This is a genomic window from Microbacterium sp. K36, assembly GCF_004794355.1.
GTDB classification, from domain to species: domain Bacteria; phylum Actinomycetota; class Actinomycetes; order Actinomycetales; family Microbacteriaceae; genus Microbacterium; species Microbacterium paraoxydans_D.
Map to the genome: position 1 here is coordinate 1 of NZ_SSDN01000058.1, position 22,627 is coordinate 22,627.

Annotated in this window: 20 protein-coding genes and 2 tRNA genes; 7 read left to right on the forward strand and 15 right to left on the reverse strand. The window is 70.0% G+C overall.

Annotated elements, in window-relative coordinates:
• Nucleotides 1-294: 294 nt before the first annotated feature.
• From DW296_RS05505 to DW296_RS05530, 6 genes are all read right to left on the reverse strand, one after another.
• Nucleotides 295-1,647 carry an MFS transporter gene (locus DW296_RS05505; RefSeq protein WP_240742999.1) on the reverse strand — a complete coding sequence of 451 codons (1,353 nt, stop codon included), beginning with the start codon at nt 1,645-1,647 and terminating at the stop codon, nt 295-297.
• 42 nt (nt 1,648-1,689) lie between these two features.
• Nucleotides 1,690-2,904: an alpha-hydroxy acid oxidase gene (locus DW296_RS05510; protein WP_240743000.1), complete on the reverse strand. Its 1,215-nt coding sequence runs from the start codon at nt 2,902-2,904 to the stop codon at nt 1,690-1,692.
• Nucleotides 2,905-3,056: 152 nt separating this feature from the next.
• On the reverse strand, nt 3,057-3,785 hold the full coding sequence (locus DW296_RS05515) for a GntR family transcriptional regulator (RefSeq protein ID WP_136051428.1): 729 nt from the start codon (nt 3,783-3,785) through the stop codon (nt 3,057-3,059).
• Between the two features lie 140 nt (nt 3,786-3,925).
• Nucleotides 3,926-3,998: transfer RNA gene (locus DW296_RS05520), tRNA-Ala, on the reverse strand.
• Nucleotides 3,999-4,090: 92 nt separating this feature from the next.
• Nucleotides 4,091-4,181, reverse strand: a tRNA-Ser gene (locus tag DW296_RS05525).
• 45 nt (nt 4,182-4,226) lie between these two features.
• Nucleotides 4,227-5,273, reverse strand: coding sequence for a hypothetical protein (locus DW296_RS05530; protein ID WP_136051429.1), 1,047 nt, complete (start codon nt 5,271-5,273; stop codon nt 4,227-4,229).
• Nucleotides 5,274-5,449: 176 nt separating this feature from the next.
• Between DW296_RS05530 and DW296_RS05535 the strand changes: the two genes are divergently transcribed.
• Nucleotides 5,450-6,232, forward strand: a complete 783-nt coding sequence (locus DW296_RS05535) for a hypothetical protein (RefSeq protein WP_136051430.1) — start codon at nt 5,450-5,452, stop codon at nt 6,230-6,232.
• Between the two features lie 3 nt (nt 6,233-6,235).
• On the opposite strand, the gene cydC is transcribed toward DW296_RS05535, so the two are convergent.
• From cydC to DW296_RS05560, 5 genes are read right to left on the reverse strand one after another with little or no spacing between them, the layout of a single operon-like run.
• Complete coding sequence (cydC, locus tag DW296_RS05540) at nt 6,236-7,903, reverse strand: thiol reductant ABC exporter subunit CydC (protein ID WP_136051431.1); 1,668 nt, start codon at nt 7,901-7,903, stop codon at nt 6,236-6,238.
• Complete coding sequence (gene cydD, locus DW296_RS05545) at nt 7,900-9,558, reverse strand: thiol reductant ABC exporter subunit CydD (protein ID WP_136051432.1); 1,659 nt, start codon at nt 9,556-9,558, stop codon at nt 7,900-7,902. Before cydD ends, cydC begins: the two co-directional genes overlap by 4 nt.
• Entirely contained in the window at nt 9,555-10,583 is a 1,029-nt protein-coding gene (gene cydB / locus DW296_RS05550; RefSeq protein ID WP_060922499.1) for a cytochrome d ubiquinol oxidase subunit II, read from the reverse strand. Before cydB ends, cydD begins: the two co-directional genes overlap by 4 nt.
• A 14-nt stretch (nt 10,584-10,597) precedes the next feature.
• The gene (locus DW296_RS05555; RefSeq protein WP_060922498.1) at nt 10,598-12,013 is read right to left on the reverse strand and encodes a cytochrome ubiquinol oxidase subunit I; all 1,416 of its coding nucleotides are present in this window, start codon (nt 12,011-12,013) and stop codon (nt 10,598-10,600) included.
• Nucleotides 12,000-12,674, reverse strand: coding sequence for a helix-turn-helix transcriptional regulator (locus tag DW296_RS05560; RefSeq protein WP_136051433.1), 675 nt, complete (start codon nt 12,672-12,674; stop codon nt 12,000-12,002). Before DW296_RS05560 ends, DW296_RS05555 begins: the two co-directional genes overlap by 14 nt.
• Nucleotides 12,675-12,774: 100 nt before the next feature.
• On the opposite strand from DW296_RS05560, the gene radA reads away from it, so the two are divergent.
• Complete coding sequence (gene radA, locus DW296_RS05565) at nt 12,775-14,142, forward strand: DNA repair protein RadA (protein WP_136051434.1); 1,368 nt, start codon at nt 12,775-12,777, stop codon at nt 14,140-14,142.
• 18 nt (nt 14,143-14,160) lie between these two features.
• On the opposite strand, the gene DW296_RS05570 is transcribed toward radA, so the two are convergent.
• The 4 genes from DW296_RS05570 to DW296_RS05585 form a co-directional block, all read right to left on the reverse strand.
• Nucleotides 14,161-14,571, reverse strand: coding sequence for a dehydrogenase (locus DW296_RS05570; RefSeq protein WP_071329951.1), 411 nt, complete (start codon nt 14,569-14,571; stop codon nt 14,161-14,163).
• A gap of 245 nt (nt 14,572-14,816) precedes the next feature.
• Nucleotides 14,817-15,461 carry a hypothetical protein gene (locus tag DW296_RS05575; RefSeq protein ID WP_136051435.1) on the reverse strand — a complete coding sequence of 215 codons (645 nt, stop codon included), beginning with the start codon at nt 15,459-15,461 and terminating at the stop codon, nt 14,817-14,819.
• 61 nt (nt 15,462-15,522) lie between these two features.
• Entirely contained in the window at nt 15,523-16,023 is a 501-nt protein-coding gene (locus DW296_RS05580; protein WP_136051436.1) for an amino-acid N-acetyltransferase, read from the reverse strand.
• Between the two features lie 110 nt (nt 16,024-16,133).
• Nucleotides 16,134-18,665: an ATP-dependent Clp protease ATP-binding subunit gene (locus DW296_RS05585; protein ID WP_071329948.1), complete on the reverse strand. Its 2,532-nt coding sequence runs from the start codon at nt 18,663-18,665 to the stop codon at nt 16,134-16,136.
• Nucleotides 18,666-18,839: 174 nt separating this feature from the next.
• Here DW296_RS05585 and DW296_RS05590 point away from each other — a divergent pair, with 174 nt between their 5' ends.
• The 5 genes from DW296_RS05590 to DW296_RS05610 all read left to right on the forward strand — a co-directional run bounded on the left by DW296_RS05590 (nt 18,840) and on the right by DW296_RS05610 (nt 22,501).
• On the forward strand, nt 18,840-19,448 hold the full coding sequence (locus DW296_RS05590) for a hypothetical protein (RefSeq protein WP_136051437.1): 609 nt from the start codon (nt 18,840-18,842) through the stop codon (nt 19,446-19,448).
• Complete coding sequence (locus tag DW296_RS05595) at nt 19,448-20,200, forward strand: hypothetical protein (protein WP_136051438.1); 753 nt, start codon at nt 19,448-19,450, stop codon at nt 20,198-20,200. Before DW296_RS05590 ends, DW296_RS05595 begins: the two co-directional genes overlap by 1 nt.
• A complete protein-coding gene (locus tag DW296_RS05600; protein ID WP_136051439.1) occupies nt 20,197-20,433 on the forward strand; it encodes a helix-turn-helix domain-containing protein in 237 nt (78 codons plus the stop codon). Before DW296_RS05595 ends, DW296_RS05600 begins: the two co-directional genes overlap by 4 nt.
• A 162-nt stretch (nt 20,434-20,595) precedes the next feature.
• The gene (locus DW296_RS05605; protein WP_025105474.1) at nt 20,596-20,937 is read left to right on the forward strand and encodes a hypothetical protein; all 342 of its coding nucleotides are present in this window, start codon (nt 20,596-20,598) and stop codon (nt 20,935-20,937) included.
• 142 nt (nt 20,938-21,079) lie between these two features.
• On the forward strand, nt 21,080-22,501 hold the full coding sequence (locus tag DW296_RS05610) for a dicarboxylate/amino acid:cation symporter (RefSeq protein WP_136051440.1): 1,422 nt from the start codon (nt 21,080-21,082) through the stop codon (nt 22,499-22,501).
• Nucleotides 22,502-22,627 lie beyond the last annotated feature (126 nt).

Genomic DNA, 22,627 nt, shown 5'->3' on the forward strand with positions numbered 1-22,627 from the left:
CGGATGCTCCCACGACCCAGCCATCACGACCAGGCCCGCAGGGCAACTTCTCTATCTTACCGATCTCGTTTCCGTTGTCAAGTCCGAATTTCTTCGGCCTGACCGTGGGAACGGATCAGCATCCTTCATCCGGTTCACTCAGTGAGTGTGTGGGATTCGGGAGGTGTTAGCTGCTTGACGGGAGCCGGTCCGAGGACCTCCGCTCAACCGTTTGGGGCGAACAGGTAATAACTTACGTGGGTTCCGGGCATCGGGCAAATCACCGTCGATTCCCGGGCGTGTCGCCCGTTCCCCTCAGTCCGACGCCCTTCCGGTCGGCGCGAACCGCGCGGAGTCGGAGAGGTCCTCGGGCTGCATGTCCCCGATGCGCTTCGGCGTCGCGACGACGGCCAGCAGCGACACCAGGCAGGCCCCGATGACGAACAGCACCACGAACCAGAGCCCTCCCCCGGCGGCCGCGACGAGGGCGGTGGCGATGAGGGGGGTCGGGCCGGCGACCAGAGCGCCGTTGAGCTCCCTGGCCGTCGCGACGCCGGTGAACCGGTAGCGGGTCGGGAAGAGGTTCGTGAGGAAGGTCCCGGTGGAGGCCGCGGTCGCGCCCACGGCGACGACTCCGAGCGCCGTCATTCCGAGCGCGGCGAGCACCGGGTCTCCGGACTGCAGCGAGAGGAAGACCGGGTACGTGAGCACGATCCCGGCGACCGAGCCGAACATCACCACCCGCTTGGCCCCGAAGCGATCGACCGCGACCCCGCCGAGGACGGGAGCGAAGGCGGTGAGCAGCGAAGACACCAGTACCGCGATCAGCGCCTCGACCCGGGGCATCCCGACCGTCAGCGTGAGGTAGCTCAGCGCGAAGGCGCTCAGCACGTAGTTCGTCACGTTGTGACCGCACACACTGAAGAAGCCGAGGATGAGCTCGCGGGGACTGCGGCGGAAGAGCTCGGCCAGGGGCACCTTCGTCGCGGTGTGCTCGGCTTTCGCCACGGCGTCCCGGTACTCGGGCGTCTCCTCGAGGCGGCGACGGATCCACAGCGCGAGGATGAAGAGGACGGCGGAGACCAGGAACGGGATGCGCCAGGCCCAGCCGAGCAGCACATCGCCCGGGAGCATCGAGGCGAACGTGAAGGCCAACGTCGCGAGGAACGCTCCGCCAGGGGCGCCCGAGGTGACCAGTCCGATCACCCTTCCCCGGCGCGGTTCGGGTGCGTACTCCGCGACGAGCGTGAGGGCACCGGCGAGTTCCGCACCGGCGCCGAAGCCCTGGATGAAGCGAAACAGGATGAGCAGGATCGGCGCGGCCAACCCGATCGCCTCGGCGGTCGGGAGGACCCCGATGCCCACGGTCGCGATCCCCATGAGCACGATCGTCAGGATCATCGCGGGCTTCCGGCCGACCCGGTCGCCGAGGTGGGAGATGAGGAGGCCGCCGAGCGGCCGCACGACGAAGCCGACGGCGAAGGTCGCGAAGGCCAGCATCGAGGCGGAGGCCGGGATGACGTCCGGGAAGAAGAGCGGGCCGATCACGAGGCCCGCGGCGGCGCCGTAGAGGGCGTAGTCGTACCACTCGATGAGGGTGCCGAAGTAGGCGGCGGCGATCGCGCGCCTCGCCTGCGGGGTCATGGTGCGCTGCTGTTCGTGGGCCATGGGGTGTCCTTTCGTCATTGAAAAGTGCTGGCGTGGTCGTGGCTATCCGGTGGGCGCGAGGACCGCGGTCCCCCGGCCGCGCAGTTCGGCGGTCGTGCGCACGCCGAGGAGCTGCATCGTCGACAGGGTCTCGTCGGCAACGAGGTCGAGCGCCCGCTCCACTCCGATGCGGCCGCCCGCCATGAGGCCGTACATGTATCCCCGGCCGAGGAAGACGAAGTCGGCCCCCGCGGCGATCGCGGCCACGACGTCGAGCCCGCTGCGAATGCCGGAGTCGAGCAGGAGGGGGACGTCGTCGCCGAGGGCGGCCCGCACGGCGCCCACGACCTCGATGGGCGCGATCGCACGGTCGAGCTGGCGCCCACCGTGGTTGGAGAGCCAGATGGCGTCCGCACCGGCGTCGATGAAGCGCTCGGCGTCGGTGGCGGAGAGGACGCCCTTCACCACGATCGGCCCGTTCCAGTTCCCCCTCAGCCACCGCACGTCGTCCAAGGACAGGGCGGGATCGAACATGCTGCTCACTACGTCGGTGACGCTTCCAGACCGCGGACCGAAGTTCGCCATGGCCGGTGCGTCGTGCGCCAGAAGGTCGAGCGACCACGCCGGGTGGAGGGCAGACTGCGCGGCAGTGCGCAGCGTCAGACGCGGCGGCATTGAAAGTCGGTTGCGGTCGTCGCGGTAGCGCTGCCCCGGGACCCGGGTGTCGACGGTCAGCACGAGAGTGTCGAACCCTGCCGCGGCGGCCCGCTCGATGAGGGCGAGCGACGCGGCGCGATCGCGCCGCAGGTAGAGCTGGAACCAGCGGCGCGCAGCGGGGGCCGCGTCTGCGACGTGCTCGATGCTCCGCGTGCCCATCGTGGAGAGCACGAAGGGCACGTTGCGGCTCGCGGCCGCGCGCACACCGTCGGTCTCGCCCGTCGCACGCATGAGGGCGGTGAGACCGATCGGCGCGATGCCGATCGGCATCGCGTGCTCGCGTCCCAGCAGCCGGGTGGCGAGCGACGCCCCCGCCGCACTCTCGGTGACGGACGGCACGAACTTCCGACGGGCGAAGGCCGACTCGTTGTCGCGCGCAGCCTGCTCGGTCACCGCGGCACCCTCGACGTAGTCGAAGACGAATCCGGGCACCCGTCGCTTCGCCAGCCGTCGGAGGTCGTCGAGGCTGCGGGCTTCAGCCACGCGCTTCGCCTCGGTGGGAAACGCGGGCGGAGCGAAGCTCAACAGCTCGGTGAAGGTGCGGATGCGACGTCGCAACAATCCTGGATCCTCTCGGCAACTCCCATCGAGGCCGAAGAGCCGACCGCGGTGTCGGCACCCACCATAGCCGTCGAATATCTTCGGCACAATAGGCATATTCCTGAGATATATCTGGAGTGCTCATGGCGCCACGAGGACGAGGCCAGGGTGGTTCAGGCCTCGAGGAACGCCTGGAGGACGAACTCCCGCAGCTCGACGAGGTGCCGGCGCATGGCCTCCTCGGCCGCCTGCGGATCGCCGGTGCGGATCGCTTCGAGCACCTGCTGGTGCCCGTTGTTCTCGACGTCCGAGTGGATGCGCGCATCGATCGCCGGGATCAGGTGATGACTCCGCGTCGTCTCGTCGAACAGTCCGCTCATGAGCGTCTTCGCCCGAGCGTTGCGTGCCGCGCCGAGGATGCACTCGTGGAACGCGCGGGCCGCATCGGTCAGCTCCGCTGTGCCCGAGCCGCTGCGCTGCGCCTCCAGGATCGAGCTGAGCTCCTCGACGAAGGCCTCGTTGCCGTAGCGGGTCGCCCCCGCCGCCATCGGCGGTTCGATGATCAACCGCAGGTCGAGCACCTCGCGCACCTCGTTGATACCCAGCGGGCGGACGACGTATCCGCGTCGGGGAAGGGCGACGACGAGCCCCTCGACGACGAGGATCTGCAGGGCCTCACGCACCGGCGTCTTCGACACCCCGAACCGCGCGGCCAGCTCGGGTTCGATGACGACCTCGCCTGGGGCGAGCCGGGTGCGGACGATGTCGTCCCGCAGCGCCACATACACCTTCTGCGTGCGCGACAGCACCCGATTCCCGTCGCCGAGGGCCGCGGCACGGCGCTGGCTGTCGGCGGCATGCGTGTGCAGGGTCGAGCCGGATTCGCTGGGCGTCGCGTCCATGCCCTCAGCCTAGGGGCACCGAATCGAACCCCCGGCCGCTGCTGAGCGGCCTCGTCGCGGCGATCGGATCGGTCGCGTGCCCCAACGCAAGAACCTCGCCCCGCGAGGATGCGGGGCGAGGTTCTTGCGTTCTGGTGCTGTGGACCTAAGGGGATTCGAACCCCTGACCTCCTCGATGCGAACGAGGCGCGCTACCAACTGCGCCATAGGCCCGTGAACGACATCTACGTTATCACGCTCGCGATCCCGGACATGACGAAGGCCCCGGATCTCCGTGTTTTCAACGGGAGTCGGGGCCTTCGTGGTGGCGGTGACGGTGGGATTTGAACCCACGGTAGGGGGTTACCCTACACAACTTTTCGAGAGTTGCACCTTCGGCCGCTCGGACACGTCACCGCGGATCAGTTTACGACACCGGGGCCGAGCGCGCGAATCGGCGGGTCACCAGGCGGTGGCGACCTCGGCGTGGGCGCGGAGGATGCCCTCCGTGGAGCCGGCGGGGGCGCGCCCGATGCCACACTCCGTGGCGACGCCGAACTCCGGCGCGAACGGGACGGCGGCGGCGATCCGGCGACGGGCACCCTCCGCGCCGTCCTCCCGATGCACGAGGCCGAGGTAGAGCTCCTCGACCGGGGTGAGCGCGGCGAGCGGAGCGAAGTACGCCTCGTCATCGTGGCCGATCGGCACGGGAAGGTGCAGCCAGGTGAGCGGGCGGCGCGCCGCGGCGATGACGGCGTTGGCGTAGCGGACGAGGGAGCCGGCGTCGGTCGGCTCGAAGAAGTGCTTCTCCCCCGCGTCGCCGTAGCAGAGGTGCACGCCCACCTCGACGTCGTCCGGGACGGCGTCGACGAGGGCGGCCAGACGCGAGACGAGGCCGTCGAACGGGTCACCGGGCCACCACGCCTCCATGACGGCGCCGTAGCCGGAGGCCCCCTCGAGGATGCCCATCTCGCTCGCGACGTCCCACTGCACCGCGAGGTCCTGGTGCGGGATCGCGGCGAGGATCTCGTCGAGCTCACGGAGCATCGCGGCGGTGTACACGGGCTCGATCGCGGCCCGGTCGTCGCCGTGGAAGAACGAGGAGATGACGGCGAGCGGGGTCGGCAGCGACACCTGGAACCGAGTGCTCGCCGGGACGGCCCCCTCCTCACGCAGCCGGGCGAAGAGCTCGTACGACTCGATCGCTGCGGAGGCGTAGCCGAGCGCAGGGAGCGCGATCGTCGCCGGGTCCACGCCCTCGGCAATCCGCAGACCCCGGGCGTCGATGCCGGCGGGGAACGGGATGGGCTCGTCGCCGATCCGCTCGATGCCCTCCGCCTGGCCGATGACGTCGGGCTGGAACATGATCCAGTGGAACCGCTTGCCGACCTCGCCGTCCGGGATGCGACGCAACCGGTCGCCGAGCAGCTCCGCCGCGGTGCGCATCGTCGTCTCGGCGTCGTCGAAGTTCACACTGCCCACGAGAAGGGCACCCTGGGGCTGCGTCATGGCCCCAGGATATCCCTCGCCGACCCACCCCCTTCCGGCCGAGCCACCCCTCTGCGTGCGGCCGGAAGGGGGTGGGACACACGCAAGGGGGTGGGTCGGCGAGGGGAGCTCGGGATTAGGATTGCCTAAGAACCCGCCGCCTCCGGGGGCAGAACGACGGGAAGGATGCAAGCAGCATGGGATTCATCACGTCTGCGGCGCTCGCCGAGACCGGATACGTGGTCCTCGACGACGCGACCACCCCGGTGGACCCGTCCGAGTGGCAGGACCTCGAGTACGTCGGCTGGCGCTCCTCCGGCATCACCCGCTTCGCACCGCTGTCGAGCTACGCCGGCGAGATCGACTGCAATGGCTTCTGGAACCATACGCCCCCGCGCACCGACAAGGATGGCGTCTGGATTCCCTCGCAGGTCGCGATCGCCCCGACCCTGCAGCGCCGCGCCCTGGCCCCGGGCGCCGGCGTCGGCCGCTGCCGGGTCATCGAGCTCCAGCCCAACGACTACGCCGACGCGATCTACAACCTGCACCAGGACGACAACAACCGCCTCAACGAGCCGGGCACGGGCTGGGTGGTCCGCGGGTATTACAACCTCACCGACGACACCGACTCGATGCTCATCCTCCGCTCCGACCGGTTCGACCCGGCCACCGAGGTCCGGCTGCCGCTGCGCGCCGGCTCCCGGATCATCGTCGACACGCAGCGCTTCTGGCATGCCGTGTGGCATCGCGGGACAGGCCCCCGGTACGCGCTCATCACCTCCTGGACCAGCGGCCCCGAGCTCGACGCGTACATCGCCGCGCACCACGGCGACCCGCATCCCCCGACGGTCGACCTCGACCCGCGTGTGGTGGACGAGGCCCAGGTCGAGATGCACCGCCGGATCGAGGAGCGCCGTCGCGCATTCGAGGCGCAGGGCATCGTGATGGAGCCGCCCGCCGACATGAACCTCGTCGGCTGAGGCTCAGACCGTCCGGCCGCCCTCGATCCGCACGACCCGGTCGACCGTCCCCGCGGGCGGCGCCACGTGCGAGATGAGCAGCACCGACTGCTCCCCCGTGGCCTGCAGCAGGTCGCGCAGGAGATCGTCCGAGGCCTCGGGGTCGACGCCCGCCGTCGGCTCGTCCAGCACGAGCACCGGGAAGCCGCGGAGCAGCGCGCGAGCCAGAGCGATCCGCTGCGCCTGACCGCCGGACACCAGCGCACCGCGGTCGCCCACCCGCGCATCGAGCCCTCCGCGCTCGCGCACCCACGCCGCGAGTCCCACGCGGTCGAGCACGGCGAGGAGCTCCTCGTCGGTGGCCGTGTCCCTGGCGAAGAGGAGGTTCTGCCGCACGTCCTCGTCGAAGAGCTGCGGCTGCTGCTCGCACAGACCGACGACGCGGCGCAGTGACGGCCCGGACAGCGACGCCGCGTCGAGATCACCGATCCGGTACTCGCCGTCCACGCGGAGGAAGCCCACGAGCGCGGCCGCCAGCGAGCTCTTGCCCGCCCCGCTCGCCCCGGAGACGAGCACCCGCTCGCCGGGAGCGAGGTCGAGGTCGATGCCGTTCAGCGCCGCCGCTCCTCCGGGCCAGTGCGCCGTGGCTCCCCGCAGCGTGAGCGCGGGGACGCCGTCGACCTCGACGTCCTCCCCCGCGTCGGTCCGCAGCTCCGGCGGCATCCGTTCGGGCAGCACGTCCACGATGCGCTCCGCGCTCGCGCGGACGCTGCGCCACGAAGCCGCCGCGATGGGCACGGCGCCGAACACCTCGAACACGACCATCGGCACGAGCACCGCGACCGCGAGCCACGGAGCGTCGATGGCCCCGGTGGCGAGGCCCGGGGCCGCCACCGCGAGCGCCCACACCGAGGCGGCGCCGGCCATCAGCGAGACCACTCCGGCCGCGACGGCCTGCGCCAGCGACGCCCGACCGACGACCCGGCGCAGGGCGGCATCCGCGACGCGGATCCGCTCTCGGGCCTGTGACTCCGCGCCGAACGCGAGCAGCACGTCGAGGCTGCCGAAGTAGTCGACGAGGGCGGCGGACACCTCGGCCCGACGCGCCGACACCGCGGCCTCCGCACGGGAGCCGAAGATCCAGCCCAGCCCGACGGCGGCGAGCGCGGCGACGAGGAGGCAGACGGCGAGGGTGAGCGCGGCGGGCGGCGACACGAAGGCGAGGAAGCCGACGGCCCCCAGGGCGACCACGCCCGAGACGGCGAGCGGCTGCACGACCCGGAGCGGGAGGTTCTGCAGGTTCTCCACGTCGTCGACGAGGGCCGCGAGCACCTGGCCCCGGTCCGTCGCGCCGAGCCCCGCCGGCGAGAGCGGGATGAGGCGGCGCACCATGTCGGACCGGGTCGTGGCGAGCTGCCGGAGCGCGGCGTCGTGACCGCTCAGCCGCTCGAGGTACCGCGTGACGGCCCGGGTCACGGCGAAGAACCGCACCCCGACGACCGCGATGGACAGCGGCACGAGGGAGTCGACGATCGACGCGCTCACGATCAGCCAGCCGCTCACCGCGAGGAGGCTCACCGCGGCGGTCGCCGACAGCACACCCCAGATCAGCCCGGGGAGGAAGCGTCGGAACGGCGGCTGCGCGAGCCGGAGCACCTTCCGGACCCGGTCGCTGCGGTTGGTCTCGGTCATGCGCTCACCCCCAGCGCCACGATCCGGTCGGCGATGTCCCTGGCGGAGCGGCGGTGGGAGACGAGCAGGACGGTGGCGCCGGCATCCGCCCGTGCGCGCAGCGACCGCCACAGCCGCTCCTCGGTGTCGGCGTCGAGGGCGCTGGACGGCTCGTCGAGCGCGAGCATCCGCTCCGGCATTCCGTCGTGGCGGTACAGTGCCCTGGCCACCGCGACGCGCTGCGCCTGTCCTCCCGACAGCCCTGCGCCCTGCACGCCCAGCACGCGGTCGGCCTCGATCCCCTCGGCGCAGGCGGCATCCAGAGCGCTGCGCACACGGGCGAGGTCGGGAGCGGCATCCCCGAGGGCGACGTTCTCCGCGACCGTGCCGCGCATCAGCCCCGGCGTCTGCCCGGCCCAGGCGAGCCAGTCGGACGGTGCGAGCTCGGCGATGTCCCGTCCGCCCCAGGTCGCGGTGCCCGTGTGGTCCACCGCCCCGCGGAGGGCGGCGAGCAGACTCGACTTCCCCGAGCCGCTCGGCCCCTCGATCAGGGTCACCGACCCCGGCACCGCGACGAACGACACCGGCGGCAGATCCCGCACCCGCAGCCCCTCGACCACGAGTCCGCGTTCCGCCTGCACGACGTCGGCCCGGCTGCCGGACGAGTCCACGGGGTTCGGTCGTGCATCCGTGCCGGGGTCGTGCGGGCGCACCCCGCCGCGGTCCCGGTCGCGCGCCGCATCCAGCACGTCGAAGACCTCCTCCGTGGCCGCGACGCCCTCGGCCGCCGCGTGGAACTGCACGCCCACCTGACGGATGGGGAGGAAGGCCTCCGGGGCGAGAAGCAGCACGAAGAGCCCGACCTCCAGAGTCAGGTCGCCCGACAGCAGCCGGAACCCGACCGCGACCGCGATGAGCGCGACCGCGAGTGACGACAGCAGCTCCATCGCGAACCCCGACAGGAACGAGAACCGGAGCACCTTCATGGTCTCGCGGCGGTACTCGTCGGCGGTCACCTCGATGCGGTCGGCCGCTCGACGGTCCCGGCCGAACAGCCGCAGCGTCGACAGCCCCTGCACCGTGTCGGCGAAGCGGGCGGCGAGGTGCTGCAGCGTCTGCCACTGCTTCTTCTGCACCGTGCGGGTCGCGATGCCGATGAGGATGAGGAAGAGCGGGATGAGCGGCAGGGTGATGACGGCAGTGAGCCCACTCGGCCAGTCCTGCCACCACATGACCGCGACGAGCACCGGCGTCGCGATGACGGTGAGCACGAGCTGCGGGATGTACCGCGCGAAGTACGCGTCCAGGGCTTCCAGGCCGTGCCCGGCGGTGACGGCGATCTGCGTCTGGTTGCGCTGTGCGAGCCACCCCGGGCCGAGGCGTCCGACGGCGGCGACGAGCGCCGCTCGCAGCTGCATCCCGGTGCGGGCGGCGGCCTGCGTGCCCGCGGCGTCAGAGGCGGCGATGAGCAGACCCCGCAGGAGGGCGGTCCCGAGCAGCCAGAGCAGGGTCACGGTGACGTCGCGCCCCGCGATCACCCCGACGACGGCCTCGGTGAGCAGCCACGCGAAGGCGATCGTCACCGCGGTCTGGAGGACGCCGATCGCGGCCGACGCCAGGAGGAACCCCCGGGCGGCGGCCGCGTATCGGAGCAGCCTCGGATCGACGGGTTTCACGCGTGCGCCGGAGCCCCCTCGATCGACCGGCGGGTGACGCGCTTGCGGAACACCCAGTAGGTCCAGGTCTGGTACGCGATGACCAGCGGGAGGGCGATCAGCGCGGTCCAGCTCATGATCTGCAGCGTATACGGGGTGCTGGACGCGTTGGCGATCGTGAGGCTGTACGCCGGGTCGATGGTCGACGGCATGACGAACGGGAAGAGGGCGGAGAACAGCATGACGACGGCGAACATGACCGTGAGCATGCCGGAGAAGAACGCCCACCCCTCGCGGCGGACCAGCGAGAAGCCGACCGCCGCGATCAGGCTGACCGCCGCGAGCGCACCGGCTCCGATGACCAGCCAGAGCAGCGGAGCCTCGCGGCCCATCGCGATGGCGACCGTCCAGATCACCGTCGCAGCCGCGACGAGGATCGTCGGGATGGCGGCCTTCTTCGCGAGCTTCTGCGCATCCTCGTGCACCTGGCCGTCCGTCTTCAGCGCGACGAACAGCACGCCGTGCAGGAAGAAGAGCAGCAGGGTCGTCACGCCGACCAGCAGCGCGTACGGGTTGAGCAGCGAGAAGAAGCCGCCGACGTAGATGTGGTTCTCATCGATCGCCACCCCCTGCACGATGTTGCCGAAGGCGACGCCCCAGAGCAGCGCCGGGACGACCGAGCCGATGACGATCATCCGGTCGAAGCCCTGCTTCCACTTCCGGCTCTCCCGCTGATGGCGGTACTCGAACGAGACGCCGCGGAGGATGAGCGCGAGCAGGATGAGCAGCAGCGGCAGGTAGAACCCGCTGAACAGCGTGGCGTACCACTCGGGGAACGAGGCGAAGAGCGAGGCCCCGGCCACGATGACCCACGTCTCGTTGAGGTCCCACACGGGACCGATCGTGTTGATGACCTGTCGGCGGGATACGTCGTTCTTGCCGAGGAACGGCAGCGACATGCCCACACCGAAGTCGAACCCGTCGAGGACGAAGTAGCCGACGAACAGGAAAGCGACCACCCAGAACCAGATCGTTGCGAGATCCATGATGCTCGTTCCTCTCAGTACACGACCGACGGCAGCTGAGCCGTCTCCTCATGGGGCTGTTCGTCGGTGTCCGGCCCCTTCTGGGCGGCCTTGACGATCAGCCGGACCTCGACCACGGCCAGCGCGGCGTAGATCGCGGTGAAGGCGATCAGCGAGATCAGGACCTCGAGCCCGCTCACGCCGGGCGAGACGCCGTCGCGGGTGGACATCAGGCCGAACACGATCCAGGGCTGTCGACCCATCTCGGTGAACACCCAGCCCATGATGTTGGCGGCGAGCGCGAGCGGGAACGACCAGATCGCGACCTTCCACATCCACGGTGCGACCGGCTTCGTGGCCTTCTTGCGGGTGACCCAGAGGCCCGCGACGGCGACGAGGGCGGCGGCCATGCCGAGGCCGATCATCCAGCGGAACGACCAGTACGTGATCCACAGGACGGGGGCGAAGTCGGTGAGGCCGGTGCTCGCATAGGTCTGGGCGTACTCGGCGTTCAGGTCGTTGATGCCGTGCACACAGGCGTCGAGCGTGTGGGTCGACAGCAGCGACAGCAGGTACGGCACCCGGATCGAGAACAGCTCCGAGCTGCCGTCCGGCGTGCCCAGCGTGAAGATGCTGAAGGAGGCATCGGCGCCGCAGACGGTGTTGAACGTCGCCTCGGCGGCGGCCATCTTCATCGGCTGCGCGGCGTACATCGCCAGGCCCAGCTGGTCGCCGGTGAGCACGACGCCCGCGGTGGAGAAGATCATCGCCCAGAGGCCGAACTTCAGCGAGATGCGCATCGTGTCGAAGTGCTGCCCGCGCGCCAGGTGCCAGGCGGACACCGAGATGACGACACCGGCGGCGAACATGAGCGCGCCGAAGATGGTGTGCGGGAACGCGGCGAGGGCGACCGGGTTGGTCAGCAGCGCCCAGAAGTCGGTGAGCTCGGCGCGGTTGGTCACCTCGTTGTACGTGTAGCCGACCGGGTTCTGCATGAACGCGTTGGCGGCGATGATGAAGTACGCCGACAGGATGCTGCCGATCGAGACGCACCAGATGGTGGCCAGGTGGATCTTCTGCGGGAGCTTGTCCCAGCCGAAGATCCAGAGGCCGATGAAGGTCGCCTCGAAGAAGAACGCCAGCAGGCCTTCGAAGGCGAGCGGGGCGCCGAAGACGTCGCCGACGAAGCGCGAGTAGTCCGACCAGTTCATGCCGAACTGGAACTCCTGCACGATGCCGGTGACGACGCCCATCGCGAAGTTGATGAGGAAGATCTTGCCGAAGAAGCGGGTGAGGTGCAGGTACTGCACCTTGCCGGTACGCACCCACGCGGTCTGGAAGATGGCAGCGACCAGCGCCATGCCGATCGTCAGCGGGACGAAGAGGTAGTGGTAGACGGTCGTCAGGCCGAACTGCCATCGGGCCAGGGCGAGCGGATCAAGCCATTCCATGAGCGACTCCCGTTCTGTTCGACGCCTGCGCGGCGGTGTCGCGCAGCTGCACGGTGCATTCGGAGGGCAGCGCAGCCTCGCGCACGCACTCGGCTTCGAGCGGACCCCCCGCTTCTGCAAGGATGCCCTGCATCAGCCCGAGATGCACCTGGCACAGCATCGGGCGGTCCTCCGGCCGGCCGGCCGCGTGCGGGCACGGGCTCAGGTCGACGGTCAGACCGCGGTCGTCCACGACCGGCTCGAAGCCGCTCTCCTCCAGGTGCTCGACGAGGGCGTCGAGCTGGTAGGTGGCGTCCTTGCCGAGGGCGGTCCCGGTGCCGGGGACGATGCTGCGGAGCAGGTCGCCGCGACGCGCGGCGGCCTTGGCCTTGTTCCGCGCGACCGGGCTGGAGGCGTCCGGGGCCCCGGTGGCGGCGCGGTACAGCGTGCGCGGGCGACCCCGGGTGGTGCGGTGCTCCACGGTCGGGATGACGTAGCCGCCCTCGATGAGCCGCTGCAGGTGCTCGCGCACCGTATTCGGGTGCAGGCCGGTGGCCTCGCACAGATCGCCGATCGCGAGTTCCCCGGAGGCACCGGAGTGCCCGGCCTCGAAGAGGAGGTGCAGGATGCGCACCCGGGAGTAGCTGGAGATCGGCCCGCAGACGGACCCGCCGTTGGACATGTCTCAATTATCGGCCGGGGCCGGCGGCCGCCGGGGGAACCGGGCCGTGAATAATCGCCTGGTCGATAGGGATGTCTGATCCCGCCGATAGCCTGGGGGCATGGCCACCCGGAAACCCGCTCCCCCCGCGTACGTCTGCACCGAGTGCGGGTGGACGACGGCGAAGTGGGTCGGTCGCTGCGGGGAGTGCCAGCAGTGGGGCACGGTCCAGGAGCAGGCCGCGCAGACCGGCATCCTCCGTCGCGTGAACGCGCTCGCTCCGACCGCCGATCGCGCGGCGCGACCGATCACCCAGATCACGACGCAGGACGCCCCGCGACGCACGAGCGGCGTCGGCGAGTTCGACCGGGTGCTCGGCGGCGGCATCGTGCCGGGTGCCGCGATCCTCCTCAGCGGAGAACCGGGCGTGGGCAAGTCGACCCTGCTGCTCGAAGTCGCCGCGCAGGCGGCGCGGAGCGGGCGTCGGGTGCTCTACGCGAGCGCCGAGGAGTCGCCGGCCCAGGTGCGCCTGCGGGCGGAGCGGACGGGCGCCCTGCACGATGAGCTCTACCTCGCGAGCGAGACCGACCTCGCCACCATCCTCGGTCACATCGACGATGTGCAGCCGCAGCTCGTCATCGTCGACTCCGTGCAGACCGTCTCGTCGTCCCTCACCGACGGCGCTGCCGGCCAGCCCAGCCAGGTGCGGGAGGTCGCCGCGACCCTGATCCGGGTGGCGAAGGAGCGCGATCTGCCGATCATCATCGTCGGGCATGTGACCAAGGACGGCCAGGTGGCGGGGCCGCGGGTACTGGAGCACCTCGTCGACGTCGTGTGCCACTTCGAGGGCGACCGGCAGACCTCGCTGCGCTTCATCCGTGCCCTCAAGAACCGCTTCGGTCCCACCGACGAGGTCGGCTGCTTCGAGATGACCGGAGACGGCATCGCCGAGGTCCCCGACCCCTCCGGTCTCTTCCTGTCGCAGGGCGCCTCCGAACCCGGGACCTGTGTGGCCATCTCCCTCGAGGGCCGTCGCGCCCTCCCCGTCGAGGTGCAGGCGCTCACCGTGCCGAGCAACGCCCCGAACCCCCGGCGCATCGTGCACGGCCTCGACTCCTCGCGGGTGGCCATGGTTCTGGCGATCCTCGAGCGCCGGGCGGGGGTACCCACCGGCAGCCTCGACGTCTACGTGTCCACGGTGGGCGGGGTGCGCTTCACGGAGCCCGCCGCCGATCTGGCCATCGCGATCGCCGTCGCCGGGTCCATCCAGATGATCTCGGTTCCGCGCACGGTCGCCGCCGTCGGCGAGCTCAGCCTCGCGGGCGAGGTGCGGCCGGTGACGCAGGCCGCGCAGCGGCGGTCCGAGGCCGCCCGACTCGGCTACGAGCAGGTGGTCGATGACCGCTCGAAGACACTGCGCGCGGCGCTGGGCGACATCAGGGCACGCAACAACACCCGTCGTCCCGACCGCGACATCCCGCCGTTCTGAGCCGGAGGAACGCCCGGGTCAGGCGTCGAGCGCCTTGAGCAGCTCCACCGGGTCGGCCTGCATCGGGTGGGGTCCCGCGATGTCGAGGAACACGGTCGTGATCGGGTGCGCGGAGAGGAAGGCACGCAGCCAGGCGGCGTCGTAGATGCCGACGCCGGGCGGCAGGTTCGCGGGCTTGTTCTTCGCGTCGCTGAAGAGGAGCAGAGCGAGGTCGCCCGAGTTCGGGTCTCGATAGGTCCACACCTCGCCGCTGTCGAGCGGGTTGTCGCGGGCTCCGGGCTTGATGAGCGGGACGACGGTGGTGCCGTGGCGCAGCGCGAGGGCGACGGCGGCGACGTCCTGCTTCTCGAGGGCGAGCGCCAGAGCCTCCGACCGGAAGTCCTCGGGGGCGGGCTTCTTCTTCGCGGACTTCGACTTCTTCGCTGCCATGCTTCCAGCTTAGGCATCGGGGCCAGTACGGCGGATCCCGGACAAAGATTGGGGCCCTCTCGAGTCCTCCATTGGGGACTGGGGTACTCGAGAGGGCCCTCGGACTCTCGAGCGGCGGTGTCGAAGCGCTGGGGACGCTGTGATTCGACGCCACTGGGGATGGCATGTTGCCGCATAGCGGGAGAGTCACCTCTATGGTATCCCAAAGACCGGGCCCCTGTCAGCACAAGTACCGGTCACGGCTCTCAGAACAGGAGGATCTGGGCGGTGGTGGCGCTGGAGAACCCGCCGATGGACACGCCCACGTGATACGAGGAGCCACCGCCGGGAGCGCGCTGCCGGTTCTCCTGCGCGCAGGTCTCGACGCTGGATCGGGTGCGATCCCAGACGACCGGCTCCTTGCTCACCACGGTGGACCCGGCGGTGAGCGTGGCGATCATGCTGCTCGGGTTCTCCTGGCAGTCGGTCGAACGCCACCACACGTCCGAGCCACTGGAGACCGTGAAGACCTGGGTCGTGGAGCCCACGTCGATCGTGCAGTCCCTGGTGCCCTTGTTGGTCAGCGAGATGGAGAGCTTCGGCGACGCGCCGTCGGCGTACGACTCCGCGTCCGTCACGGCCTTCACCTCGACGTCCTTCGCCTCGCACGCGACGACAGCCGGAGTGGCGTCGGCGGACGGCGAGGGGGCCGGGGAGGCAGAACCGGACGGCGTTGGTCCGGGAGAGGCGGAGGAGGTCCTCGCGGGCGCCGGCTCCTGCGCGCCGGTGGCCGCCCACGGCCGGGCGACGAGGAGCCAGACGGAGGCGCCGACGAGCGCGAGGACGAGGATCAGCCCGAGCAGCACAGCCAGCCGCCGACGGCGATACACGGCGGCAGAGTGGCGGGGCATGCCTCCAGGTTAAGCGATTCCCCTCCGCGAGCCTGGGAGGCGCGAGGCGGTCGGCCCGGCCTCAGAGCACCTTGAGCATGCGCGTGTTGCCGAGGGTGTTCGGCTTCACGTGCGCCAGGTCGAGGAACTCCTCGACACCGGCGTCTCCACTGCGCAGGAGCTGCGAGTACACGTCAGGGTCGACGACCTGCTCCCCGATCGGGGTGAAGCCGCGACGCTCGAAGAAGTCGACCTCGAACGTGAGGCAGAACAGGCGTGTGAGGCCGAGCGCGCGCGCGTTCTCCTCCAGCCGCTCGACGATCGCGCGGCCGACGCCGTGGTGGAGCCAGTCCTCGCGGACGAGCAGCGTGCGCACCTCGCCGAGGTCCTCCCAGATCACGTGCAGAGCTCCGCAGCCGATCAGCTCCCCGTCCGCCTCGGCGACGACGAACTCCTGCACAGCCCCGTAGAGCACGGCGAGATCCTTGCCGAGCAGGATGCGCTGCTCCACCATCGGCTGGAGCAGATTCCGGATGCTGACGATGTCGGCGCTGCGGGCCGGCCGGACGATGTACGCGCTCACCCGACCAGCCTAGGACCCGCCCCTGCCGACGACTCCCAGACGCGACGGAGCGGGGACGACGAAGGGGCGGATGCAGTCGCATCCGCCCCTTCGGGTGATCGTGTCGAGGATCAGTCGTTGCCGGTGATCGCCAGGTCGGGCGTGCCCGAGATCGCGCCGCCGCCGGTGTTCACACCGACCGCGACCTTCTCGCCGCGCGGGCCGTGCTCGAACAGGAACTCCCCGTCCTTCGCGTCGACCTTCACGTGGTCGCCCGAGTCGAGCTCGCCGTGCAGGATCTTCTCCGACAGACGGTCCTCGATCTCGTGCTGCATCGCGCGACGCAGCGGACGAGCACCCAGGGCCGGGTCGAAGCCGATCTCGATCAGGCGCTCCTTGGCGGACTGCGACAGCTCGATCGTCATGTCGCGGTCGAGCAGACGCTCGCCGAGGCGCTTCGTGAACAGGTCCACGATCTGCACCAGCTCGCTCTTGCTCAGCTGCGGGAAGACGATGATGTCGTCGACGCGGTTGAGGAACTCGGGCTTGAAGTGCCGCTTGAGCTCCTCGTTGACCTTGCCCTTCATCCGCTCGTAGCTCGTGGCGTTGTTGCCCTCGATCTGGAAGCCGACGGGGCCGCCGGCGATGTCGCGCGCACCGAGGTTCGTGGTCATGATGATGACCGTGTTCTTGAAGTCCACGATCCGACCCTGACCGTCGGTGAGGCGACCCTCTTCCAGGATCTGCAGCAGCGAGTTGAAGATGTCCGGGTGCGCCTTCTCGATCTCGTCGAAGAGGACCACGCTGAACGGCTTGCGCCGCACCTTCTCGGTGAGCTGACCACCCTCTTCGAAGCCGACGAACCCGGGAGGGGCACCGAACAGCCGCGAGACGGTGTGCTTCTCGCCGAACTCGCTCATGTCGAGCGAGATGAGCGCGGCCTCGTCGTCGAAGAGGAACTCCGCGAGCGCCTTGGCGAGCTCGGTCTTTCCGACGCCCGTGGGGCCGGCGAAGATGAACGAGCCCGAGGGACGCTTCGGGTCCTTGAGGCCGGCACGCTGACGACGGATGGTCTTGGAGAGAGCCGCGATGGCCTCCTCCTGACCGATGACGCGCTGGTGCAGCGCCTTCTCCATGAAGACGAGTCGGCTGGACTCCTCCTCCGTCAGCTTGAACACGGGGATGCCGGTCGCCTGGGCGAGCACCTCGGCGATCAGGCCCTCGTCGACGACCGCCTGGGTCGCGACGTCGCCCGCCCGCCACTGCTTCTCGAGACGCAGGCGCTCGGCGAGGAGGCTCTTCTCCTCATCGCGCAGCGAGGCGGCCTTCTCGAAGTCCTGCTCCTCGGAGGCGATCTCCTTCTGCTCGCGAACGGCGGCGATCTTCTCGTCGAACTCGCGCAGCTCGGGCGGGCTGGACAGGATCGACAGACGCAGGCGTGCGCCCGCCTCGTCGATCAGGTCGATGGCCTTGTCCGGGAGGAAGCGGTCGGAGACGTAGCGGTCGGCGAGGTTCGCCGCGGCCACGATCGCGCCGTCGGTGATCTGCACCTTGTGGTGCGCCTCGTACCGGTCGCGCAGCCCCTTGAGGATGTTGATCGCGTGCGGCAGCGTCGGCTCGTTCACCTGCACCGGCTGGAACCGGCGCTCGAGCGCGGCGTCCTTCTCGAAGTGCTTGCGGTACTCGTCGAGCGTGGTGGCACCGATCGTCTGGAGCTCACCGCGGGCGAGCAGCGGCTTGAGGATGCTGGCCGCGTCGATCGCGCCCTCGGCGGCACCCGCACCCACGAGGGTGTGGATCTCGTCGATGAAGACGATGATGTCGCCGCGCGTGCGGATCTCCTTGGTGACCTTCTTCAGGCGCTCCTCGAAGTCGCCGCGGTAGCGCGAACCGGCGATGAGCGAGCCGAGGTCGAGCGAGTAGAGCTGCTTGTCCTTCAGCGTCTCGGGCACATCGCCCTTGACGATCGCCTGGGCGAGGCCCTCGACGACGGCGGTCTTGCCGACGCCGGGCTCGCCGATCAGGACGGGGTTGTTCTTGGAGCGACGGGAGAGGATCTGCATGACCCGCTCCGCCTCCTTCTCGCGCCCGATCACCGGGTCGAGCTTGTTGTCCCGCGCGGCCTGCGTCAGGTTGCGACCGAACTGGTCGAGCACCTGCGAGCCGCCCTGCGCACCCGAGGGGGTGTCGTTGGACTGCGCGCCGACGGACGCGGGCTCGCGGCCCGGAGCACCGGAGAGCAGCTGGATGACCTGCTGCCGCACCTTGTTGAGGTCGGCGCCCAGCTTGACGAGCACCTGAGCGGCCACGCCCTCACCCTCGCGGATGAGGCCGAGGAGGATGTGCTCGGTGCCGATGTAGTTGTGACCGAGCTGCAGGGCCTCGCGGAGGCTCAGCTCGAGCACCTTCTTGGCGCGCGGCGTGAACGGGATGTGGCCGGTCGGCTGCTGCTGGCCCTGGCCGATGATGTCCTGCACCTGCTCGCGCACGGCGTCGAGGGAGATGCCGAGCGACTCCAGCGCCTTGGCTGCGACGCCCTCGCCCTCGTGGATGAGGCCGAGCAGGATGTGCTCGGTGCCGATGTAGTTGTGGTTGAGCATCTTCGCCTCTTCTTGGGCGAGGACGACCACTCGACGGGCTCGGTCCGTGAATCTCTCGAACATGTTGACTCCTTATTCGCACGGGGCGAAGACGCATGAAGCGCTTGTACATCGAGAGTAACGACCAGAAATGGCGGGTATGCCCGTGTTCGCCGTGGGCATAGCGAGGCCTTGACGGGTTTATCGACAGTCGTTATCTTAACGAAAGTCGATAAACACCGGGTGGGAGGAGCCGACGTGCAGAACAAGGAACGGGCGCTGTCGACGGGGGACCGCGTGGCGCTGGCGCTGTTCATCCTGGCGGGCGCTTTCATCGCGATCACCTCCGTCAGCATGGCCACGGTGCGGATCGTGGAGCTCACGTCAGGGGCGACGATCCCCGTCAGCGTGGAGTTCATCGATGCGCCCGCGATCGCGACCGCAGGCGACGAGAGCCTACCCGTCCTCATCGATACCGGGGTGGTCACGGTGACCGGTCTCCCCACGACCGGAGTCGTGCCCGGCGTGCTCGGCCAGATCGCGTTCGCGGTCACCGCGGCCGGACTCGTCGCCGCTCTGATCACCCTGAGCCTGCGCATCCTGCGCGGGACCGTCTTCGATCGCACGAACACCAGACTGGTGATGGGGGCGGCCATCCTGGCCCTCGTGGGGGCCGCCGCCGCCCGCTTCTTCGACAACATGCTCGCCGGCGCCGCCATGGCCCATGTGACCGAGGGGTCGTTCGACACCGCGGTGCTCACCGTCGAGCCGTTCCCCTATCTCCTCGGGGCCTTCGCCGCCGCCATCGTGGGAACGGTCTTCGTCGTCGGGGACCGTCTGCAGCGCGACACGGAGGGGCTGGTCTGATGATCTCGTTCGGTTCGGAGGCCGTCTGGCCTTCGCTGCTCAACATCGGGATCGCGCTCGCGGTCTGTGCGGCCGTCGTCGCCCTCGTCGTCTGGAACAGCCGCCGCCGTGGCAGCCGCACGGTCGCCCTCGACGCGGCGCTCACGCTGTCCGGGTGGTGGATCACGCTGTCCGTCCTCGGGGCGGTGTCGTTCATCATCAAGGCGTTCGCGGTGGACTGGGCGGAGCTGCACGGCCGGACGATCGTCTTCCTCGACTGGCCCTCGAGCCTCCCGTGCTCGGAGTACGGCGTCAGCACGACGACCATGCTCACCTGCAGCGGCACGGAGCTGTCGGACTTCACCGTGGGCAACGCCTCGCTCGCGCTGCGCCTCCTCGCCGCGTCCGCGCAGCTCAGCACCCTCGCGCTCACGACCATCCCCGCCGTGGTCCTCGCGCTCATCTGCTTCCACACCCTCCGCGGCCGCGCGTTCTCCCGCACCGTGACCCGCGCCCTCGTCGGGGGCGCGATCGCGTTCGGAGTGCTGGGCGTCCTCTCGGATCTCCTGAGCGGCATCGCCGCCACCACCGGACTGCGGGAGGCCCTGCCGGCGGACAGCACCTGGTATCCGCAGACGTACTGGCTCACCGTCACCCCGCTGCCGTTCGCCGCGGCGCTCGGCCTCCTCGCCCTCGCCGCGGTGTTCCGTCAGGGCATGCGCGTGGAGCAGGAGCGGGCCGCCCTGGAGCGCGAGACGGAGGGCCTGGTGTGAGCCCGGCGGAGAGCGACGACGAGTTCACCGGCATCCATTGCCGTCTGGACGAGCTGCTGGTCGCCCGCGGGATGACGCTGACGGAGCTGAGCGCCGCCGTCGGCGTCAGCATCGTAAACCTGTCCGTGCTGAAGAACGACCGCGCCCGCGCGATCCGCTACTCCACGCTGCGGGCCATCTGCGAGGCCCTCGACTGCCAGGTCGGCGACCTCCTCGTCCTCGCCGATCGCTGACCCCTGTCGACCCACCCCCTTCCGCGCGCCCCGGCCTCTTACGGACGCACGCAGAGGGCCGGGACGCACGGAGAGGGGTGGCTCGGCGGGCGGGCGAGCACGGTCACCCACCGGATTGCAAGCCCCTTCTATGAGTCGGCTGTGAGTGGGTACCGTCGTCGCATGATCAGCACCCGCATCCCCTCGCGTCGCGGCCTCCGCCTCCTGGCGATCGTCCCGGCCGCTGCCCTCGCCTTCTCCCTCGCCGCCTGCGCGGGAGAGAGCCGCCCCTCGGTCGACGAGGTCGCCGACGGCATCCAGAAGGTGTTCGAGGGCACCCCGCAGGAGGAAGCCATGACCGACGACGCCGCCACCTGCCTGGCGGAAGCCCTCGTCGACTCCGACCTCAGCGACGAGACGCTCGGCTACATCGCCGACGGCGAGGACAAGCAGCGGGACGAGGCCGACAAGGCCCTCACGACCCAGATCATCCAGGACAACCTCCAGGACTGCGTCACGCCCTGAGGGCGGCACGCAGCGAAGGATGACGGCCTGGGAGGGCGGCCGTCATCCTTCGTCATATCCGCCCAGGGAATTCTCAGGCTCTCCTAGCGTTGAGCCTCATGGCGTGCACCCGGCGCGCCGCGATTCTGGAGTCCCCACCTCAATGAGCACCACCGCACGCGCCCAGAAGGCGCCAGACACCCGCGGGCCGGTCCGGAAGCTGCTGACCTCGTTCGGCTTCCAGATCATCGCCGCCCTCGTCCTCGGTATCGCCGCCGGTCTGATCGGCCGCCAGCTCGGCGCCACGGCCGAGAACCCGACCGCCCTGTCGGCGACCCTCGACACGATCGGCAGCTCCTACGTCACGCTGCTCCGCGCGGCCGTCGTCCCGCTGATCTTCACCGCGATCGTCGCCAGCATCTCGAACCTCCGTCGCGTGCAGAACGCAGCCCGCCTCGCCGGCCAGACGATCCTGTGGTTCGCGATCACCGCCTTCATCGCGGTCATCATCGGCATCGTCCTCGGCCTCCTGATCCAGCCGGGCAGCCGCGCCGGCGAGGGCCTGGAGCCGGGCGAGCCGTACACGGTCGGCACCTGGTGGAACTTCCTCCTCGGCCTCATCCCGCAGAACTTCCTCGGCCTGACCGTCAGCACCTCCCCCGGAGCGACCGAGGGCGCGTTCACCTCGAGCGTCGGCTTCAACATCCTGCAGGTCATCGTGGTCGCGGCCGTCGTCGGCATCGCGGCACTCAAGGCCGGCAAGAAGGCGGAGCCGTTCCTCGTCTTCACCGAGTCGCTGCTCAAGGTCATCCAGCGCGTGCTGTGGTGGATCATCCGCATCGCCCCGCTCGGCACGTTCGGCCTCATCGGCTCCGCCGTCATCAAGTACGGCTGGGAGAAGCTGGCGTCGCTCGGCTGGTTCGCGGCCGCCGTCTACATCGGCCTCGCGCTCGTGCTGTTCGTCGTGTACCCGATCCTGGTGCGCACGCACGGCCTCTCCATCAAGCAGTACTTCTCGGGTGTGTGGCCGGCGGTGCAGCTCGCCTTCGTGAGCCGCTCCTCCATCGGCACGCTCCCCCTGACGGAGCGGGTGACCGAGCGCAACCTCGGCGTGCCCCGCTCCTACGCCTCGTTCGCCGTGCCGCTGGGCGCGACGACGAAGATGGACGGCTGCGCCGCGATCTACCCGGCCATCGCCGCGATCTTCGTCGCGCAGTTCTTCGGCATCGAGCTGAACTTCGTGCAGTACCTGCTGATCGTGATCGTCTCGGTCGTGGGCTCCGCCGCCACCGCGGGCACCACGGGCGCGGTCGTCATGCTCACGCTGACGCTGTCCACCCTGGGGCTGCCGCTCGAGGGCGTCGGCCTGCTGCTCGCGATCGACCCGATCCTCGACATGGGCCGCACGGCCGTGAACGTCGCCGGTCAGGCACTCGTCCCCGCGATCGTCGCGAAGCGCGAGGGCATCCTCGACGAGGAGCTCTACAACGCGCCGCGCGAGGGCCTGCCCTTCGCCGACGACTCCGGCGACGACGCCCCCGAGGCCGACGCCGCCTCCACCCCGGAGCCCGCCGGCGCACGCTGACCCGCTCTCTCGACGAGCGCCCCACCTCCTTCATCCAGGAGGTGGGGCGCTCGTCGTCTCCCCTCCCTTCCCCCCGTCGACCCGCCCCTTTGCGTGCGTCCCGGCCCCTTGCGGACGGCCGGAAGG

Bases quoted from the DNA above. Each gene is read 5' to 3' on its own strand.
- DW296_RS05535 (WP_136051430.1), top strand. From the start codon at position 5,450: ATGGGATTCATCACGTCTGCGGCGCTCGCCGAGACCGGATACGTGGTC.
- DW296_RS05530 (WP_136051429.1), bottom strand. From the start codon at position 5,273: ATGACGCAGCCCCAGGGTGCCCTTCTCGTGGGCAGTGTGAACTTCGAC.
- DW296_RS05555 (WP_060922498.1), bottom strand. From the start codon at position 12,013: ATGGAATGGCTTGATCCGCTCGCCCTGGCCCGATGGCAGTTCGGCCTG.
- DW296_RS05560 (WP_136051433.1), bottom strand. From the start codon at position 12,674: ATGTCCAACGGCGGGTCCGTCTGCGGGCCGATCTCCAGCTACTCCCGG.
- cydB (WP_060922499.1), bottom strand. From the start codon at position 10,583: ATGGATCTCGCAACGATCTGGTTCTGGGTGGTCGCTTTCCTGTTCGTC.
- radA (WP_136051434.1), top strand. From the start codon at position 12,775: ATGGCCACCCGGAAACCCGCTCCCCCCGCGTACGTCTGCACCGAGTGC.
- cydC (WP_136051431.1), bottom strand. From the start codon at position 7,903: ATGACCGAGACCAACCGCAGCGACCGGGTCCGGAAGGTGCTCCGGCTC.
- DW296_RS05570 (WP_071329951.1), bottom strand. From the start codon at position 14,571: ATGGCAGCGAAGAAGTCGAAGTCCGCGAAGAAGAAGCCCGCCCCCGAG.
- DW296_RS05585 (WP_071329948.1), bottom strand. From the start codon at position 18,665: ATGTTCGAGAGATTCACGGACCGAGCCCGTCGAGTGGTCGTCCTCGCC.
- DW296_RS05595 (WP_136051438.1), top strand. From the start codon at position 19,448: ATGATCTCGTTCGGTTCGGAGGCCGTCTGGCCTTCGCTGCTCAACATC.
- DW296_RS05605 (WP_025105474.1), top strand. From the start codon at position 20,596: ATGATCAGCACCCGCATCCCCTCGCGTCGCGGCCTCCGCCTCCTGGCG.
- DW296_RS05515 (WP_136051428.1), bottom strand. From the start codon at position 3,785: ATGGACGCGACGCCCAGCGAATCCGGCTCGACCCTGCACACGCATGCC.
- DW296_RS05610 (WP_136051440.1), top strand. From the start codon at position 21,080: ATGAGCACCACCGCACGCGCCCAGAAGGCGCCAGACACCCGCGGGCCG.
- DW296_RS05575 (WP_136051435.1), bottom strand. From the start codon at position 15,461: ATGCCCCGCCACTCTGCCGCCGTGTATCGCCGTCGGCGGCTGGCTGTG.
- DW296_RS05505 (WP_240742999.1), bottom strand. From the start codon at position 1,647: ATGGCCCACGAACAGCAGCGCACCATGACCCCGCAGGCGAGGCGCGCG.